The organism is Actinophytocola sp., from assembly GCF_049647105.1.
GTDB lineage: Bacteria > Actinomycetota > Actinomycetes > Mycobacteriales > Pseudonocardiaceae > Actinophytocola.
Window position 1 is genome coordinate 1 of record NZ_JBARWZ010000286.1, and the last position, 17374, is coordinate 17374.

At 69.2% G+C, this 17374-nt stretch carries 10 protein-coding genes; 3 read left to right on the forward strand and 7 right to left on the reverse strand.

The window, feature by feature from the left end:
* The 3 genes from WBA97_RS33915 to WBA97_RS33925 all read right to left on the reverse strand — a co-directional run.
* A partial coding sequence (locus WBA97_RS33915) for a DUF6603 domain-containing protein (RefSeq protein WP_424235076.1) occupies positions 1-4519 on the reverse strand: 4519 nt, incomplete at its 3' end.
* Between the two features lies 1 nt (position 4520).
* The gene (locus tag WBA97_RS33920; protein ID WP_424235077.1) at positions 4521-7154 is read right to left on the reverse strand and encodes a S8 family serine peptidase; all 2634 of its coding nucleotides are present in this window, start codon (positions 7152-7154) and stop codon (positions 4521-4523) included.
* Positions 7155-7810: 656 nt separating this feature from the next.
* Positions 7811-8584 (reverse strand): helix-turn-helix domain-containing protein, encoded by a 774-nt coding sequence (locus WBA97_RS33925; RefSeq protein ID WP_424235078.1) that lies wholly within the window; start codon positions 8582-8584, stop codon positions 7811-7813.
* Positions 8585-9462: 878 nt separating this feature from the next.
* On the opposite strand from WBA97_RS33925, the gene WBA97_RS33930 reads away from it, so the two are divergent.
* Entirely contained in the window at positions 9463-10521 is a 1059-nt protein-coding gene (locus tag WBA97_RS33930; RefSeq protein ID WP_424235079.1) for a terpene synthase family protein, read from the forward strand.
* Between the two features lie 183 nt (positions 10522-10704).
* Here WBA97_RS33930 and WBA97_RS33935 read toward each other — a convergent pair whose 3' ends face one another.
* Complete coding sequence (locus WBA97_RS33935; RefSeq protein WP_424235080.1) at positions 10705-12657, reverse strand: DUF6596 domain-containing protein; 1953 nt, start codon at positions 12655-12657, stop codon at positions 10705-10707.
* 3 nt (positions 12658-12660) lie between these two features.
* On the reverse strand, positions 12661-12993 hold the full coding sequence (locus tag WBA97_RS33940; protein WP_424235081.1) for a YciI family protein: 333 nt from the start codon (positions 12991-12993) through the stop codon (positions 12661-12663).
* A 165-nt stretch (positions 12994-13158) separates the two neighbouring features.
* Here WBA97_RS33940 and WBA97_RS33945 point away from each other — a divergent pair, with 165 nt between their 5' ends.
* On the forward strand, positions 13159-13461 hold the full coding sequence (locus WBA97_RS33945) for a hypothetical protein (protein WP_424235082.1): 303 nt from the start codon (positions 13159-13161) through the stop codon (positions 13459-13461).
* Positions 13462-13551: 90 nt separating this feature from the next.
* Here WBA97_RS33945 and WBA97_RS33950 read toward each other — a convergent pair whose 3' ends face one another.
* Positions 13552-14055, reverse strand: a complete 504-nt coding sequence (locus tag WBA97_RS33950) for a hypothetical protein (RefSeq protein WP_424235083.1) — start codon at positions 14053-14055, stop codon at positions 13552-13554.
* Between the two features lie 364 nt (positions 14056-14419).
* On the opposite strand from WBA97_RS33950, the gene WBA97_RS33955 reads away from it, so the two are divergent.
* Positions 14420-16156: a DUF5979 domain-containing protein gene (locus WBA97_RS33955; protein WP_424235084.1), complete on the forward strand. Its 1737-nt coding sequence runs from the start codon at positions 14420-14422 to the stop codon at positions 16154-16156.
* An 81-nt stretch (positions 16157-16237) separates the two neighbouring features.
* Here WBA97_RS33955 and WBA97_RS33960 read toward each other — a convergent pair whose 3' ends face one another.
* The gene (locus tag WBA97_RS33960) at positions 16238-17293 is read right to left on the reverse strand and encodes an NUDIX domain-containing protein (RefSeq protein ID WP_424235085.1); all 1056 of its coding nucleotides are present in this window, start codon (positions 17291-17293) and stop codon (positions 16238-16240) included.
* Positions 17294-17374 lie beyond the last annotated feature (81 nt).

Here is a 17374-nt window from a genome sequence, read left to right on the forward strand (position 1 = left end):
GCGTCCGGCCGCCGACGACGAGCACGCGGCCGTCGGCGAGGCCCACGGCGGGGAAGTCCCACCGGCCGGTCGCGAGCGCGCCGGTCGCCGACCAGGAACCGGTGGCCGCGTCGAGGACGACGACGTCCCGGAACCCGGCCGTGGCACGGGGTCTGCCGACGCCACCGATCACGACGGCGCCGCCGGGGGTGCGGACGCACCGATGTCCGCTGCGGCCGCCGCCTGGCAGGTCGGCGATCCGGGTCCACGCGCTGGTGTCCGGGTCGTACACCTCGGCCGCGGCAACACTGTCGACGCGGTACGGGATGGCCGGGACGGCGTCGCCGCCGGTCACCAGCACGCGGCCGTCTGGCAGGAGCGTTGCCTGGTGGCCCTTGCGTGCGACGGCGAGCTCGCCGGTCGGGGTCCACGTCCCCGTCTCCGGGTCGTACAGCTCGCAGGACGCGAGGGCCCGCTCCCCATCACCGGTCGGCACGGCGCCGCCGACGACGAGGATCCGGCCCGTGCCGAGCGCCACGGCCGCGTGCCCGGTGCGTGCGTCGGCCATCGACCCGGCCGCGGTCCAGGTCATGGTGGCCGCGTCGAGCAGCTCGGTGGAGGCGAGCGCGGCACCCCGTGCGCTGGTGCCGCCCGCGACCAGAAGCCGGTTACCCGCGATCGTGGCGCAGTGCCCGGACCTGGCGGTCGCGAGCCCGGTCGCCGGAGTCGACCACGTGCCTGCCGCCGGGTCGAACACCTCGACCGCGCCGAGCGGCGCGTCGTCCGTGCCGAGCCCGCCTGCCGCGACGACCCGGCCGTCGCCGAGCCTCGTCGTGGTGTGGTCGCGCCGGGGGGTCGCGAGCGATGCGGTCTGGGCTGCCCAGATTCCCGCGACCGGATCGAACACGGCCGCCGTGGCGACCGAGGTCCCCGAGGCGTCGGCGCCACCCGCGACGAGGACCTGGCCGGACTTCAACAGCACCGCGTCCGCCGCCGCGACGGCCGCCGGTGGCGAGCCTGCCGCCGACCAGACACCCTGCTCGGCGACCACGCCGCCCAGCACCTCGGCCTGACGAAGGACGTGCAGCTGCCCTGCCAGGGCCGGGTCCGCGACGATCCAGTCGGCCATGGCGTCCTCGGCCGTGGCCGCGCCGCGGAAGCTCGACGTCGTGGCGCTCGCGGTGGCGGGCGGGAACGCCTGCTGGTTGTTGCGGAGGTAGGCGACGACGAACCGGCCACCGGGGACCCGCACGGTCTCCTCGGCGGAGAACGGCTGGCGCTGCTGGGCAACCTGTCGCGACAGTGGCGAACGGGCCGTGCTGCTGCCCGCGAGGAGCTGCCAGAACACCGAGGGCGGCGGGGTGTACAGGCGGCCGCGCCGCGGCCGCGCGACACGCACGGCGACCGCCTGCACCGCGGGGACTTCCGACGGCGCCTCGTTGTCGATGATGTGCAGTTCGTAGCGTGCACTGCGGCGCACGACCCGGGGGGTCGCGATCGCGCCGCCCTCGGCGACCAGCTCCAAGCCGGCGTCCTGGGTCTCGTAGGCGGGACGGGACAGCTTCGCCGCGTCGTCCATGTCCTGGAACTGGGCCATCGCGAACTTGTCGCCGGTCACCGAGCGCCGCACCAGGCCGCTGTTCTGCGCGGGACTGACCGTGAACCGCTTGCCGTCACTCGGGCGTTGCGCGCCGACCCGGTCGATCCGGACGCCGAGCGGGATGGCTCGCTGCGCGATGAACAGCGAGCCGAGCGGGTGCAGCACCAGGTCGTCGCCGGGGGGCAGCTGCCGGAGCGTGACCATCGGGTTGAACCCACCCGCGGGCAGCCGGGTCTGCCAGCCCTCGACCTTGCGGACCTCGGCCTCGAGCAGTGCGAGCACCGCGACCGGCGGTAGCGTGGTGGTGCGTTCCTCGCCCCACGTGATGTCGAAGTCGGCGGAGATCTCGAAGAACAGCAACGAGATCGAGCCTCGGCCGTGCGCCCGCCACGGCGCGGGCCCTTCGAGGGTGAAGTCCAGGTCGATGCTGAACACGCCGACGCCGAACGCCTTCAGCGACACACCCGCGGAGATCCGGATGATGAACGAGAACGGGGAGAACCGGAACAGGGCGTCGAAGCTGAGGTGGCCCTCGACGCCGAAGCCGCCGAAACCCAGCCGCAGCTCGGCCTTCGCGCCGAACTGGACGGTGTTGCTGGTGACGGCGAAGTAGCCGGACACCCGGATCAGCTGTCCTGGCGAGTTGAGGATGTCGACGGAAATCCGTGGCGGCACGGGGAAAGGCAGCGGTGGCGGGGTGAAGGAGGGATGGAACCCGCCGACCGACAGCACGAAGTCCGGATTGTCGCCCCAGGCGACGAGCAAACCCATCCCGCCCTCGATGGTCATGGTGAGGATGCGGGAGTCGAAGAGCTGCGCGAAGAACCACAGCCTGGACTTGTCGACCTCGATCGCGCCGACGAAGCTGACCCGCAGCGCGAGCAGTGCGACGTCCTCGCTCGGCAGGACGCACTCGAGCAGGCCGAGGATCGCGACGTTGCCCGGCGGGATCTCGACGATCAGTCCCAATGAGACACTGACGAGCGTCGGTGTACCCCAGCCGATCTTCGCCATCGGTCCGACGAGGAACGTGCCATCGTCCGGCGGGAAGAACTTCCGCAGGTCGCTGATGATCCGCGGCGCGTTGGCCACCACGTCCTTCGGGAACATCACCGACTGGATGCCGCCGGTCACCACGCCTTCGACCAGCGCGTCGAGGTCCATCCTGCGGTTGAGCCCGAGGATCCCGCCGACCGCGATGAGCTTGAACCCGAACCCGAGCTGGATGCCTGCCTGGCCGAACTCGGCGGTGAGCACGATCAGCAGCGAGAACCCCTCGCTGCCGTCCGGCATCCGGGTGGTGATCAGCCCGATCGCCTTGACCTCGACGAGCCCGGCGAACTCGAGCTCCAGCGCGCCCGCGTACTCGCCGCGTGCCTCGTCGAAGGACAGGAACCCGCCGCCCGCGACGATCCCGGCGTCCAGCGTCAGCCCGGCCCCGGTCGGCGGTTTGAACCGGAACGCGAGGTCGGCCACGCCGAGGTTGCCGCCGCCGTCGGGGAAGGACAGGTCGGCGACCAGACCGACCCGCTCGATGGCCGCGCTGATCGGGCCGAGGTTCGCGTTGAAGCTCCCGGCGATCTCGATGGGGATCGAGCCGTCCGCATCGAGCCCGACGCCAAGATGCAGCGCGGTGACCTCGATCGGCCCCAGCTCCACGTGCACCGGCAGCTCTAGGTCGAGCCCACCACTGCCTTCCAGCCGCAGCCCGGTCGACGGCGACCAGCTGCCGGTGATCTCGAAGTCCGACTCGATCCGCGCGTCACCCGCGATCGTGCCGATGAAGCCGTCACCTGCGGACAGGTCGATCAGGATGTGGCCGCCTGCCAGCTCCACCCTGGCGGACGGCTCCACGTCGACGCTGCCGCCGAGTGCGGCGGACCCGCGCAGCCCGAGTTCGAGCGCGAACCGGGTGACCTCCAGCCGGGAGGAACCCGCCTGGCCCAGCAGCACGATGGGGTCGCCACCGCGTTCCGCCTTCGCGCCCGCCGTTGCGGTCAGCTCCAGCGACCCGGTCGGCGGCGTCAGCTCGACGTTGAGTGGCGGCTGGATCCGTGCTTCCAGCCCCGAATCGAAACGGGACGTGACGTCGAGGGTCAGCGCCCACAGCTCCCCGAGCGGAATCGACTGGTGGACATCCCTCGTCGCGGGCATCCGCAGCCGCGCGGTCACCGAGGACTGGTCGACGGACAGGCGCAGGATGTACGCCTCGAGCACCGGTGGGCCGCCGGGTGGTCGCAGGAGCGTGAACGGCAGGTCGCGTCCCTCCAGGAACGCGGCGACCCTGGTCCACATCTTCATGCCGTCGAACCCGGGAGCGCCGAAGTCGAACGTGTCGCGCAACCAGCCGCCGGGATCGGTGAGCACGGTGAGCAGCCGGCCGAGGTGCAGCTCCCGCCGCCGCCCCGGCAGCGTGGTCGGGTCGGCGGGGTCGACCGGCCGAGGGACGTCGTCGACGATCCCGGTCAGCGTGAGCAGTTCGAAGGCACCGCGGTTGCGACCCTCGAGGTAGGAGAGCAACGAGAACTCGAGCAGCCGCCCTGGCAGCTGCGCCGCTTCCGCCTGCAACCTTGCCCGCTGCGCCGCGGTCAGACCGGCCGCCGCGCCGACGGCCGAGGCGAGTGCCGGGCCGATCGCGTCGAGCGCGCCGAAGACCTCGGTCAGCCTGCCGAGCAGGGCCACGCCCTCCTGGATGATCTGCGCGGCCACGTCGCCATCGATCGCGGCGGTGAGCCGGGCGACGACCGGCGCCAGCCCGGCGACCTGCACGCCCGCGGTGCCGATGGCACCGCCAGCGCCGCCGAGGCCGCCAGGCAGGCGGAACCCCAGCTCGGCGAGGAACGCATCACGGTTGTTCGCGGCGAGGCGCTGCTCGAGTGGTCGCAGTGCGGTGGCCAGCTCACGAGCCAGTAGCTCCAGTGTGCCCGCGTTGCCAGCCATGTCAGCTCACCCGCAGCACGCGGTCGAGGTCGGCGAGCCGCGCGCCGGGGAGCGTGAGCACGAAGGTCCGGTACCGGACGATCGCGGCGCGCAGGGCCGCGCTGCCCGCGCGGGCCAGCTCGTCGAGCAACCGCGCGAGGCCGTCGGCCACCGGCACGCCGTCGAGCGTGCGGGGCACCAGCACCTCCCGGTCGACGTCGCCGAGCAGCAGCCGCAACAGGACCGGGCCGTGCATCCGGTGCCAGGCGACGATGACCCGCCGCTCGGTGTTGACCAGCCGCACCACCTCGTCGACGTGCTCGGAGATCAACGCGGCCGCGAGCTGACCCGCCGGGCTGCCGGTCACCCGGCGCTCCAGCCGCCGAAGCCGGGCGCGGGCGGGCAGGTAGTTGGCCGGGTAGGCCGACGCGGACAGCATCAGCGGCTCGTCGTCGGTGCTGACCATCGCCGTGGCGGGCTTCACCTTCTTGACCGCTTCCTCGGCGTTCACCCGGCCGGCACCCCAGCCGCTGGTGTTCGGCTGCTGCCCGGCGCCGGGTTCCGGCGGTCGGTGGCTCGCGATGAGCTCCGCCTTGATCCGGGCGTGGTCGATGGCCGGGTTCGCCTGCAACATCAGCGCGACGACCCCCGTCACGTGCGGCGCCGCCATGGACGTCCCTTCCTTGTCCACGTAGAAGGTCGCGCACGAGTCGCAGCAGCTGCCGGTGTTGCGTGCCCCGGTGAGCGCGGCGGTGATGCCGACCCCCGGCGCGCACAGTTCCGGCTTGTTCCGCCCGTCGGCGGTCGGCCCTCGGGCCGAGGAGTCCGCGAGGGCACTGAGGTGCTCGTCGGCCGGGTTGTAGGAGCCGATGGTGATCGGCAGGTTCGCGGTGCCCGGCATGCCGACGGTGCGGGTGCGGTCCTGGTCCGCCGGCTTGGCGATCCTGGGGTGTGGATCGTCGGTGTCCTTGGCGATCCAGCAGTCGAAGTCGGTGGCCGTCCCCGCCGTCTCGCGCAGCGTGATGGTCCAGGGCCCCGGCGTGATCTGCCCGCCGGCAGGCGGATTGAGCGCTACCCGGATGCGGTGCTTGCCGGACGGCGCGACATTCGTGAGCGAGAAGATCTCCAGCGGGTGACCCGCCAATGTCGGCGTCGAGAAGCCCGACCCCGCGACGATCGGGGCGGGCAGTGGCACACCACCGGGATTCGGCGTGGTGAGGGTGAAGCTGAGCCGCCCCGCGCCGGAGTACCAGATGTCGAGGGTGTCTTCGCTGCGATCGTTGGGCTGGATCATCACCTCGAGCGTGACCGGCGCGCCGGGCGTCGGCGGGGTACCGGTGGCCGCGGCCACGGTCTTGCGGGCGTGCAGTCCGCCGCCGGACTTCGGCTGGGTGGCGGGGGTGGCGGGGTCGTAGAGGTTGCCGTCGTTGCCCGCGGAGATGACGATCATCCGCTGGGTGCTCCCGGCGAGCATGCCGTCGTAGGCGATCTCGTCGCCCCGAGTGCCGTCGTGCGCACCGATCAGGCTGCCGAGGCTCAGGTTCACCACGGCGGGCCGCTTCGGGCCGGCCGCCGGGAGCCAGCCCTGGTCGAAGATGTGCTGGACCCCTCGGATGTTGTCCGGCTCAAAGAACGTCGTGCGGACGATGGCGAGGTCCGCCTCCGGCGCGATGCCGACGTAGGTGTTCGAGCCGGTGCAGTCCTCCTGCGCGGTGCCCGACTGCGAGCCATCTCCCGCCGCGATGCCCGCGACGTGCGTGCCGTGGCCGTCCATGTCGCGTGAGGCGAACGGTGTGTTCGGCGTCTGCAGCGCCGCGTTGATCTCGGCGGGCAGGAACTCGCGGCCACGGGTGATCTGCACCTGGGCGGTCGGCGGGGTCAGGCCGGTCGTGGTGAGGGTGAAGGTGTTGACCTTCTTGCTGTCGAAGGCCGGGGTGCCGTACTGGCCCGCGAAATCAATCATGATCGGCTTCGCGGGCGGCGGTCCTTCCGTGACGACGACGTCACCCGGGTTGATGGAGTTGAACACCTCCAGCGCGGTCTTCACCTGGGCGACGGTCAGGGGAAGGGCCAGCGCCGTGGTGGTCTCGGCCGGAGGCAACGCGGGTGGCACGCCGCCGGGCGGGGTCGGCGGGCGGGGCGGCTGCCAGGTCAGCGTGATGGTGCCTGCCGTGGGACTGCCCGTCGTCGTGATCGTCTGCCGCAGCGTCAGGTCAAGCAGCGAGACGATCCGCGTCTTCCCGTCGGCCTTGCGAAACGCGTGGTGGAAGATGTCGATCCCGCTGTCGACGACGCCGACCACCACACCCGCGCCGTTGAACCCCGGCGGGAGCGCCCTGGCCTGCGGGGCACGGATCTCCGGCCCGCTCTTGTCCAGGGTCGGCCGGGTCAGCTGACCACTCCCGATCGAGACGACGTCGTCGAGTTCGGCGACCGCCTCGAGATCACCGGCCGCGATCGTGCCGACCACGATCGGCGGCGCCTGGAACTCGACCCACAGCCCGGCCCGCTCGACCGCCGCCAGGTCACCGGCGACATGCACGAGCACCCTGACCCGCGTGGACCGCTCGCGGTCCACTCCCTCAACCGCCGCCGCGACGTTCCCCAACGCGTGCACACGGGCGGCAAGAGATCCGTCGAGTTTGCTGCTTGCCATCCAGCTGCCCCACCATTCTGATCAACGAATCCCCAACCCGCGTCAGAAACGTCCTCAATGTTCACCTCCGGCCCCGGCAAACGCAAGGGATCCACCGAAGAAATACTCTGAGTACGTCCATCTTGATATTGCTCGACAGATCGACTTCCGATATTCACGAAATCCAGGCACCAAAGGGCAGTTCTTGGCACATCGACAACCGCCTCAAAGGACGATCAGGCAACGGCCGCGCGTGAGATGCGCTGCACACATGCGTGCGTGTATGCGCCGGTTATCTGGTGAGCAGCCGAGGCCGAGCGGAGCGAGTCGCTCGGGTGCTCACCGACGACGTGGTGCGCACGCTGGACACGGACGGCGTCCTGAAGATGATCTTTCCCGGCGGTCCGGCGGGGTACGAGTTCTCCCCGCCACAGGTGACGCGGACCCTAGTGTCCGCTACCTCGCTTAAGGTCGCCATCGAACTGGTCAGCGGAAACCGCGAACCAGCCTATGAAGTCACTGTCCAGACGAAGCCCGGCTCCCGCATTGGTGCGGATCGGCAATCCCCGAAAGGAGATCGAGCCGCATGGCGTCGTACTCCTCGACGACCGCCGTTGGCGGCCAACGAGCCCACGTCGGTCAACCATGCCATGGTTGCCGGTCGCACCGAGGTGGCCTCAGGATTGATGTCCTGCTGCCGGAACGGAATCCGAACCAGTTTCGCGATGGCCATGACGGACCTCCTCACTCCTTCCGCGGCCGCTTAGATCGAGGTGCCGTAGGTGGCGCGAAGCGGCAAGTGCAACCTGCCGCAACACTGCCGCGTATCGTTCGCGTTCAGCCCGGCCCAGGCCATAGCCGCCTTCCACGCACAGCGCGCCGGCCTCGACGGGCTGCGGCATCCGCACCGGGGCAGCCGCTACGAATGTCGGCCCGGGGGCGATGGCGACGTGGTTGCCGCCCGGTCCGTCCACCTGCTGGCGCAGCCGCACACCGGGGAGTTGAGTCACGCCGCTCGGTACACCCGAAAGCAGCGCCAGCACGATCGGATCCTCACCCGTGACCGCACCGGCCAGGCGCCGCACCGACGGCTGATGGTGATGGTCGAACGCCGAACCCACGACGTCGATCTGTCCCCGATCCAGCACGGCCGCGTATACGACAAGATTCGTGCGCAGGTGCAGCTCCAGGACGAACGGTCCTAAACCGGCCGCAATGGTCGCGTGGCACTCACGACCGGCATGCACAAGATCATCCACAATGGAGTCCGTGATCCGATAGGCCCCGTCCAACCGGGTGACCGCCTTCGCGCCCAGAAGATCCGACATGAGTCGACGCACGGTCGTGGCGGGCAAGCCGCTGCGGCGGCTCAACTCCGCCGCGGTCAACGAGTCCTCCCGCCCCAACAGGCGCAACAAGAGCAGCGCCCGATCCACAACACCAGCGATCATTTGACCCACCCAACAGATCGGAACCAGCCCCCACAGTGCACCCCACAGCGCGGCGCTCGCACCGTGTCGTCCCGTATGCCGGAACACCACGTTCGAGAGGCGCCACCTCCGCCGGGTTCGTCATCACATCTGTTGACGCAACCAGCCGCCCACGACTCCCCCGCCGGCACAAACTGAGCCGCGGACCGGTCCGCCTGCCCGCGGATTTGAAGCCATGGCGCCGCTGCACGGCGCTGGCCGCACAGAGCCATTGGCCGAGCCCGTACGGTCGGTGCGTATGACAGGTCAAGAAACCCGTGATCGCCGGAATCCTCCGTCGCGTTGTACTCGCCAGCTCACGTGGCTGCCGCGCGGGCGTGGACCGTGCGATCAACACCGTCGAAGCGACACGGCGCCATCACGGCGAACCCATATGCACACGTGCGCAACTAGTGCCCCGTCAAGGTGAAGTGGGTCGTTTGTCCGCGGATCCAGGTGGTCGCCGGCAAGGCGCGGGAAAAGCCGCTCGTACCGGGTTGTACTTGGGCTTTCCCGCAACGCCGCCAGCGGCCGCCTGGGCCGAGGAGAAACGTGCCCTCCTCGCCTTGACGGGGCACTAGATTGTCCCGAATTCCTCCAACTCGGTACGCCTCGTCGAGGTGGCCCTCGCAGCAGCGTGCCCAGGGCCTGTCTGCTCGACGACCCCGACGCCGTGCCTGACGAATGGCTGACGGACTTCCGGACGCCCGACGTAACCGTCAAATCTTGACCCGACCGCAGGTAGCTCGAAGTTCACAAGGGGCCATGGCATCGAGCGTTTGCGTTACTTGGAAACAGGGAACTGACGCCCGCAGGATAGCCAGGGCGCTGCCATGTCGAGCAGATGTTGGGACCTCAATATGCCTGCAACGAATGATGCCGCCGCATGGTCACACCTCTTCGACGCCCCCCTTTGGGGCGATCTGGGACTGCAATCCTCAGCTCATCCACAGCATGATGATGCCCGTGAGCGAAACCTGTCCTGGCTTCGCGGTCACAACTTCTTCGCCTCGGCGGCGGATGAGGACTGGTACCGTTCGTGGGATCTGGAAGGACTGGTCGGCGTAGTCTACCCGTACGTGGATGATGCCGGCCTGGACATCTGCAACCAGGGGACGGCTTTCATGACCGTCTTCGATGATCAGTTCGAGGGTCTACCGGGCGACGGGGCGGCCACAGCCACCGCCACTGTCCGGTCCTATCTGGAGATCATCGACGGTCGACCAGGGGCTGGTCTCCTCTCGCCGCTTGGCACGGTGTTTGCCGAGATCTGGCAGGACTGGACAGCGTCTGGGATGTCGCCCGAGTGGCAGGCTCGAGCGCGGAACAACTGGGTGTACTGCCTGACCGCAATGGCCCACGAGCGGGTGTCGTTGCAGACGCGGCAACCCCTAGCGCCGGACCAGTACCTCGAACTGCGCAGGGGCACGTCCTACATGCCGTTGTTCCTCGATCTGATAGAACTCGCCGGCGGCGTCGAGTGCCCACGCCTCATGATTGCCTCGCCCTCGATAAGGATCATGCGTGTGATCACAATGGACGTCGTGAACTTCATGAACGACATCCTGTCCCTTGGCAAGGAGCTGTCACGTGGCGACAACGACAACATCGTATTGACAATCCAGCACCAGCGCCAGTGCACGCTCGACGAAGCGATTGCCTTCGCCTGCGACGAGATCAAAACCCGGACGCGCAGGTTCACCGAGTTGCGAAATGGCATACCGGATCTGTGTATCTCGCTTGGCCTGTCCGACGAAGAGGTGTCGGCCACCCTCCACTATGGCCTCGCACTGGAGTACTGGATGGGCGGATATGAGCCGTGGCAACGTCGCAGCCCGCGCTACAAGGACGCGTTCTTTCAGCGCCCCTCCAGCACTCGGTGGGCGTTCGAGATGGGCAACCATCGTGGATGGAGTTGATGCTTCCGACGTCTGGCGATGGTTGTCCCATTATTCGCTACACGTTTCAGGAACTCGTTCACGGCAAGGTCAACTCGCGCGAGTTACCGACACAAGTTGGCGACAGGTTTAAGCGCCTGACCCGTGAATCGAACCGGCTGCTCGGGGAAGCGATGCAGTTGCAGGAGAGCCCCTGTCTGAGCCCTACCGCCGTGATGATTTCACCTTCACGTTTTCGCGGAGTTGTCGGAGCGTGTAGCCGGTACCGGACGGGTCGAGGGTTCGCGTGTGCTGCTTGAACAGGTACTCGGCGCGCTCGTAGGAGAGCCGGCTGCGGCCGGTCCTCGGGCAGAGGTCGGCGGGCGCGACCGTCCGGGAAGGACCGGGACGCCGGTCGGTGAGGAACAGTGGACCGCGGATGCGGTCGGCGACAAGGTCTGGCAGCAGTTGCGCGGTGCGGGCGCGCCAGCTCACCCAGGCGCCGTCTCTGCGCGCCCGTCGGTCGTTCAGGTCGAGGTGCTCGACGTCGAGTGCGAGGACGGCGCCGACCGGGGCACCGGACTCGTGCAGCAGCAGCCACAACACCCGCTCGCGCAACCGAACCTCCGGTGCACGCCAGATCCGGTCGACGAGCGGGGGCGGGATCGCGGGGATGGGCGGAGCGTCGTCGTCGCGCCGGGTGAGGGCCGCATCCAGGCCGGGTAGCGCGGCCCAGGCACCGAACGACCGGATCGCCGCCCGGTGCCGGTTCCAGGTCCGTGCCGCCGCACCCGACCACGCGGTCGTGAACACCTGCTCGACCCGGTCGGCGGTCAACGCGGACAACGGCAGCTCGTCACCGAGGGAACGGCGCAGTCGCCGCATCGTCTGCCCGTACGAGCGGACCGTCGCCGGGCCGAGGTCGGCGCGGCCCAGGAACTCGCGTGCCGCCCCCGCCAGGGTGGGTGCGGTCGGTGCGGGCACGGTGTCCGCCCTGCGGAGCAGGTAGTCGCGTTCGGCTCGGTTGCGGGTGAGTGCCGCGGCTCGCTGGAACTCGCGTCGGGCCTCTTCCCCGCGCCCCGCCCTGGCCAGCAGGTCGCCTCGGACTCCGGGCAGCAGGTGGTAGTCGCGCAGCACGACGTCGTCGGTGAGCGCGTCGACGGCGGCGAGCCCGGCGGCCGGTCCGTCCGAACGGCCGATCGCGACCGCCCGGTTGAGACGGACGACCGGCGTCGGCAGCACGCGCACCAGCGCGTCGTAGAGCCCGGTGATCCGCGCCCAGTCGGTGTCCTGCGCGGTGCGAGCCTGGGCGTGGCAGGCAGCGATCGCGGCCTGGAGCACGTACGGTCCCGGCGGCCCGCCGAGGTCGCGGGCACGCAGCAGCGCGGCGAAGCCACGCTGGATGAGCAGGTGGTCCCAGCCGCCGCGGTCCTGCTCATCGAGGGGGATCGGTTCACCGGTCGGGCCGGTCCGCGCGGCGGCGCGAGAGGCCTGGATCTCCATCAGCGCGACCAGGCCGTGGACCTCGCTCTCACCAGGTGCCAGCGCGGCCAGCAGCCTGCCAAGCCGCAGTGCCTCGGTGCTGAGCTCTGGCCGGAGCAGGCCCTCGCCCCCGGTCGCCGTGTAACCCTCGTTGAAGATCAGGTAGACGACCTCGAGGACGGCGGACAGCCGCTCGGCCAGGTCGGCTCCCGCCGGCAGGTCGAACGCGACGCGTTGCTCGGCGAGGACGCGCTTGGCCGCCGCGATCCGCCCCCGGATCTCCTGCTCGGTGACCAGGAACGCCCTGCCGATCTCCGCCGAGGTCAGCCCGCCGAGCAGGCGCAGGGTGAGCGCGACCCTGGCCGGGGCAGGCAGGACCGGGTGGCAGGACAGGAACATCAGCCGCAATACGTCGTCCCGCTCGCCTGCCTGCTCGGCGACCGGTTCGTCGCCGAGGTCGCCGACGCGCCGCACCCGTCGCAGGTGGTCGATCGCGCGGTGTTTCGCCACGGAGGTCAGCCACGCGCCGGGATTGTCCGGAACACCGCCGGCGGGCCACTGGGACAAAGCCGCGACCAACGCGTCCTGGGCCAGTTCCTCGGCGAGCCCGACGTCGTGCACGAGCCGAGTCAGCCCGGCGATGATCCGGGCCGACTCGAGCTTCCAGACCGCCTCGACGGTCCGTGCGACGTCCATGCCTCAGCCGAACACCTGCTGGATGATGGTCCTCCCGTCGCCGCCGATCGCGGCCGCCCGCCGGGCCAGTTCGATGGCCTCCTCCCGCGAGTTCACCTCGACGAGCGCGAACCCGCCCGCGGCCTCCTTGGCCTCGGCGAACGGCCCGTCGGTGACGGTGAACTCGCTGGCCACGCTCGTGACGTGGACGCCTCCCGACTCCAGACCGCCTGCGGCCAGCAGGACGCCAGAAGCGGACAGCTCCGCGATGAACTTGTCCATCTCCTTGAACTGCTGCTCGGTGGGGGTGCTGCCGTCACCGAACGTCGTCATCAGGTAGCGCACGGGGTTCTCCATTCTCGACCTTTGCGGCGGGATGCCGTGCCCTGTCGTCGACTGAGCCTCGTGGCAGGGAATCCTAGCGTTCCCTGTCACATCGGACCGGTGGGACGCTGAACAGTTCCGGGCACCGGGGCGTAATCCAGGATGGCACTGCCCAACCCCGAAGAAAGGAATACCGAAATGAACCGACGCTGGGGCCGCCGCACCGGCAGCGGACTCCTCGTGGCGGCCGGTGCGATGACAGTGGTCATGCTGGTCGCCTCACCCGCTGCGGCCAGCCCATTGTTCTGTGGCGCCGGTCGCGGCCTGACCGTGGAGAACGCGGTCCAGGGCGCACTCGACGACGCACAGAACTCCGCACAGTCCGAAGGCTTCTACGGCGCTTGCACACTGTCCGGGGAGCCGCAAGTCTTCGAAACATTCGACGATCCCCATTTCGGGCACATCTTCCGCGCCCAGGTCACCGTCACCTGCGAGCCGTAGGGACGCACGCCGATCAGCCGGGCCCTCCGTCTTCACGGAGGGCCCGCTTTCCAGCAGCAGCAGGGCTACCGGAGTCAACTCACCAGTCCATCAGATCGACAGGAGGGTGAGCGTGACTTCCAGACTCGAAATGCTGGTGAGGCCGCCGAAAAGGCAGGCGAGTCCGCCAGGCGTGAGGTACACCGACTCGACCACCATGGTGTCGCCCAGGAATTTGCCCGCGGCGACGGTGCCTGTTGCCACGCTCGTGGTCAGGAGGCCACTCACGCTGGTGCTGGTAAGCGAGGCGGCGATGGTGGACGTTGTTCCGTCGTTCCAGTGGTAGACCGAGGTGCCCGCATTCTGCTGGAGGACGTTGGTGCAACTCAGTCCAGGCGCGCTGAACGGCCCGAAGCCGTAGGTCGCCCCCGTCACCGAACCGCCGAACAGGCAGCCGGTGTAGTTGACGGAGTGGGTGAGGGTGGTGGTCTGCGGCGTGTTTGTGATCCCGGGGTTGAAGTTCGACGTTGCCTGTCCGATCGGGCACAGCAAGTCGATTCCGACCGCGGCCTGAGCGGAAGTGCCGACAAGGGTGGTAGCCCCGATGGCGAGCATGACGGCCAGGATTGCGACGCGGATAGATCGTTTCGGCGACAATGGGACTCCCTAGGATTGCTCGCGCGGCGAGCGGTCACCGCTCAGGCTTCGCCGCCCGGGAGGACCGACGCAAGACCGTGTTCCGTCAAGCGGCACGGATAACGGCGTAGGTGATCCACCCGCTCCGGCCCCAGGCCTCAGCGCCCTCACTATCACCAGCACTCTCCCATTCACCTGAATAGGTACATGAGATGCGTCTGAATCGCGAACGCGTTACGCGTGTGTTTACTGTGACGCGTCTCAAGAGGAGGGTCAGAGCCACATGGCCAATTCCACACATGCGCAGGTCGCTCGACGAATCGTAGGGGTGACTGCCGCTACGATGGTGGTGCTGCTCGGGATCATCACCATGGGGGCACCACAGGCCAGCGCCAGGCCGGACCCCGATGAGTCGGTCGGCGAAGTCTACGATCCGGCCACAGACCTGCGACTGCTCGAAGAACCGGACGTGGGGCAGAACATCAACGGCGGTATCGAGCCGGTGGGATTCAACCCGTTCGCCGGCTATCCGGCCGCACCGACGCCGGCGGCCTCGTCGGAAACCCTCTGGGCCGGCACGATGACCGTGGGAGAGACCGTCGCGCCGTTTCGAACGGCCTCGGTCTACTGCATCGACCTGGGGACGAGCACCCGAGCAGGCATCAACTACGACGTCGGCGACTGGACCGAGGCGAACGTGCCCAACCTGGGATGGGTGCACTACATTCTGACCCGCTACCACCCGTTCATTCCGGGTGAACCCGCCGCCGCACCGACCGACACCGCTCGGGCGGCCGCGGTACAGGCCGCGATCTGGTTCTTCACCGACCGGTTCGTCCTCACCGCCGCCTCTGGCATCCGCGCGTACACCCAGGCCATCGTGGCCGACGCGCTGCTCAACGGCCCGACGGGCGAGCATCCCTCACCAGAGCTGACCCTGACACCGACCACCATCGCCGCGCCGAGCACGGGCGACATCGTGGGTCCGATCACTGTCGGCGGGAACGTCGAAGGCGCCGTCACCGCCATCGAGGAACTGGAGGTGTTCCGGGACGCGGCGGGCACCCAGCCGGTAGCGGTTGGCGACCCGGTCGGTCCCGGGGACCAACTGTGGTTGCGCAGCACGCCGTCCGGAGCCGAACCACCGCCAGATCCGGTGCTCCAGATCTCCGCGCAGGTGCTCACCAAACTCGGCCACGTGCTGGTTTACGACGGGACCAACCCGGGCGTTACCGAGGCACAGAAGCTTGTGCTGGCGCTGGAGCGCCCGTTGTCGGTCAACGCAGCCGTCGTCGCCGATATCTTCCAGGCCGGGCAGTTGCAGGTGAACAAGACGATCGGCGGCACCGGCGCGGGGTTCCAGGGCATCGTCACGCTCGCCGTCGACTGCGACAGTGAGGACGACGCCTTCGACCGCACGTTCACCGTCGACGCCTCGACTCCGGCCGGCACCACCGCACTACCGCTGATCTCGGGCATACCCATCGATACCACGTGCACCGTCACAGAGACCGCGGATGGTGACAACGGGCTGGTCAACATCACCACACCGGTAACCATCGAGCCTGCGGAGACGGTCATCGCCGAAGGACCCCCAGCGGAGGTCGCCGTCACCAACACCTACGACCGGGCCTACGGAGGGCTCACCATCGTCAAGTCCATACAGGGCCCCGCCGCCGGCCTACAGGGCCCGGTCACCCTGCATCTCGACTGCGACGACCCTGAAAACGCCTTCGACAGCGACTTCACGATTCCCGGTTGGGTGTCTTCCGGGGACTACCAGCAGACCGTCGACAACATTCCCGCCGGAACCACCTGTGCCGTCACCGAAACCGCCGACGGCGGCAACGACGACGCCGTGCTCCGGGACCAGGTGACCATCGAGCCAAGCACCGTGGTCATTGCCGACGCCGTCACCGCCTCGATCACCGCGACCAACCGCTACGAGAACGCAGTACTGCTCGCTGCCACCGGAGTACCTCTGGGACTGGGCACGGCAGCCATCGCGGCATCCGGGTTCCTCCTGGCCGGCGTAGGGCTGCTCGTCTTCAGCCGCCGACTCACCCGGCGCAGGCGCTGACACCATAGGCCTTGTGCACTGAAGGACGCTTTCGTGTCGTCGATCGTCGCGAAAGCGTCCTTCAGTGCATTGGTCCGCGCGCTACGCCCGATTGCCGTCAGAACACTCGGCGTGGGTCAACCTGTTCAGGTCAGCTGCCTGGATCCGTCCAGGCAGGCCGGCCGCGGCCGACGGCGACACCCAGCGGCCGTCGAGGATCATCGCGCGCTCCCTCGGGTCCTGGCCGGAGCTGCTCGGCCGCCCTGGCGCCGATATCCGTGCCAGGTAAACGGGTTCTCGACCCACATACCTCGTCGCGTTCCAGTATGAGTCCCGAGTGGACAGTACGTGCCGGTCCAGTACATGGTCTCCCGGGTAGCCGGTCTCCTCGTACAGCTCCCGGCGGGCGGCCTCCAGCGCCGTCTCGCCCGCGTTGATGCCGCCGCCCGGCAGGTCCCACACCCGGGTGTCGTCGAACGGGTCTCGCCAGCACAGCAGGAACACGCGGCCCCGGTCGTCGACGCACAGTACCCGGGCGGTCGGGCGGATACTGATGTCGACCTTTCGGTAACCACCGACGAGCCGTGCTCCCACCGCGGCGAAAACGATGGCCGCCAGGACGGGCGGCCATCCGGCGGCACCGGTCGAGCCGGTCACGACGAGCACGTTTCGCCCCGCGTGCAGCACGATCTGCACCCAGATGGTGTTCACCCGCCACCGCAGTGCCGACAGCGCGAAGCCGAACGCGACATCGGTCAGTACGACCGTCGTCGTGACGTCCCGGCCTTGGCCGGGCAGACCGAGCACGTCCACGGGGGCGAAGGCGGCGGCGACCGCCAGCGAGGAGACGGCCGGGCCCCATCGGTGCACCGCGTGCTGACAGAGTCCGCGTGCCATCAACTCGACGGCCACCGCGGCGGCGAGCGCCACGGCCAGGTTGAGCGTCATCGAACCAGGGGCCGGTGTCCCGAGGGGAACGGCGAGCAGCACCACGCCTCCCGCCACCACCGGAACGTAGGCCCACCGTCGGTTCGGGGCCCGCAAGCGCAGGCCGCATTCCCGCTGCCACCCAAGCATCGTGACGATGGCCGCCGCCAACGCGGCGGCGGCCAGGCAGGCGAGCAGCGGTGGCATGCCCGCCATCCGCGGTCCGAGCACGACGATCCCGTACCAGCAACAGGTGAGGCCCACGGCGAGCCGAACGGGATGCCGTCGGGCTGATATCCGCGCCCGAAACCT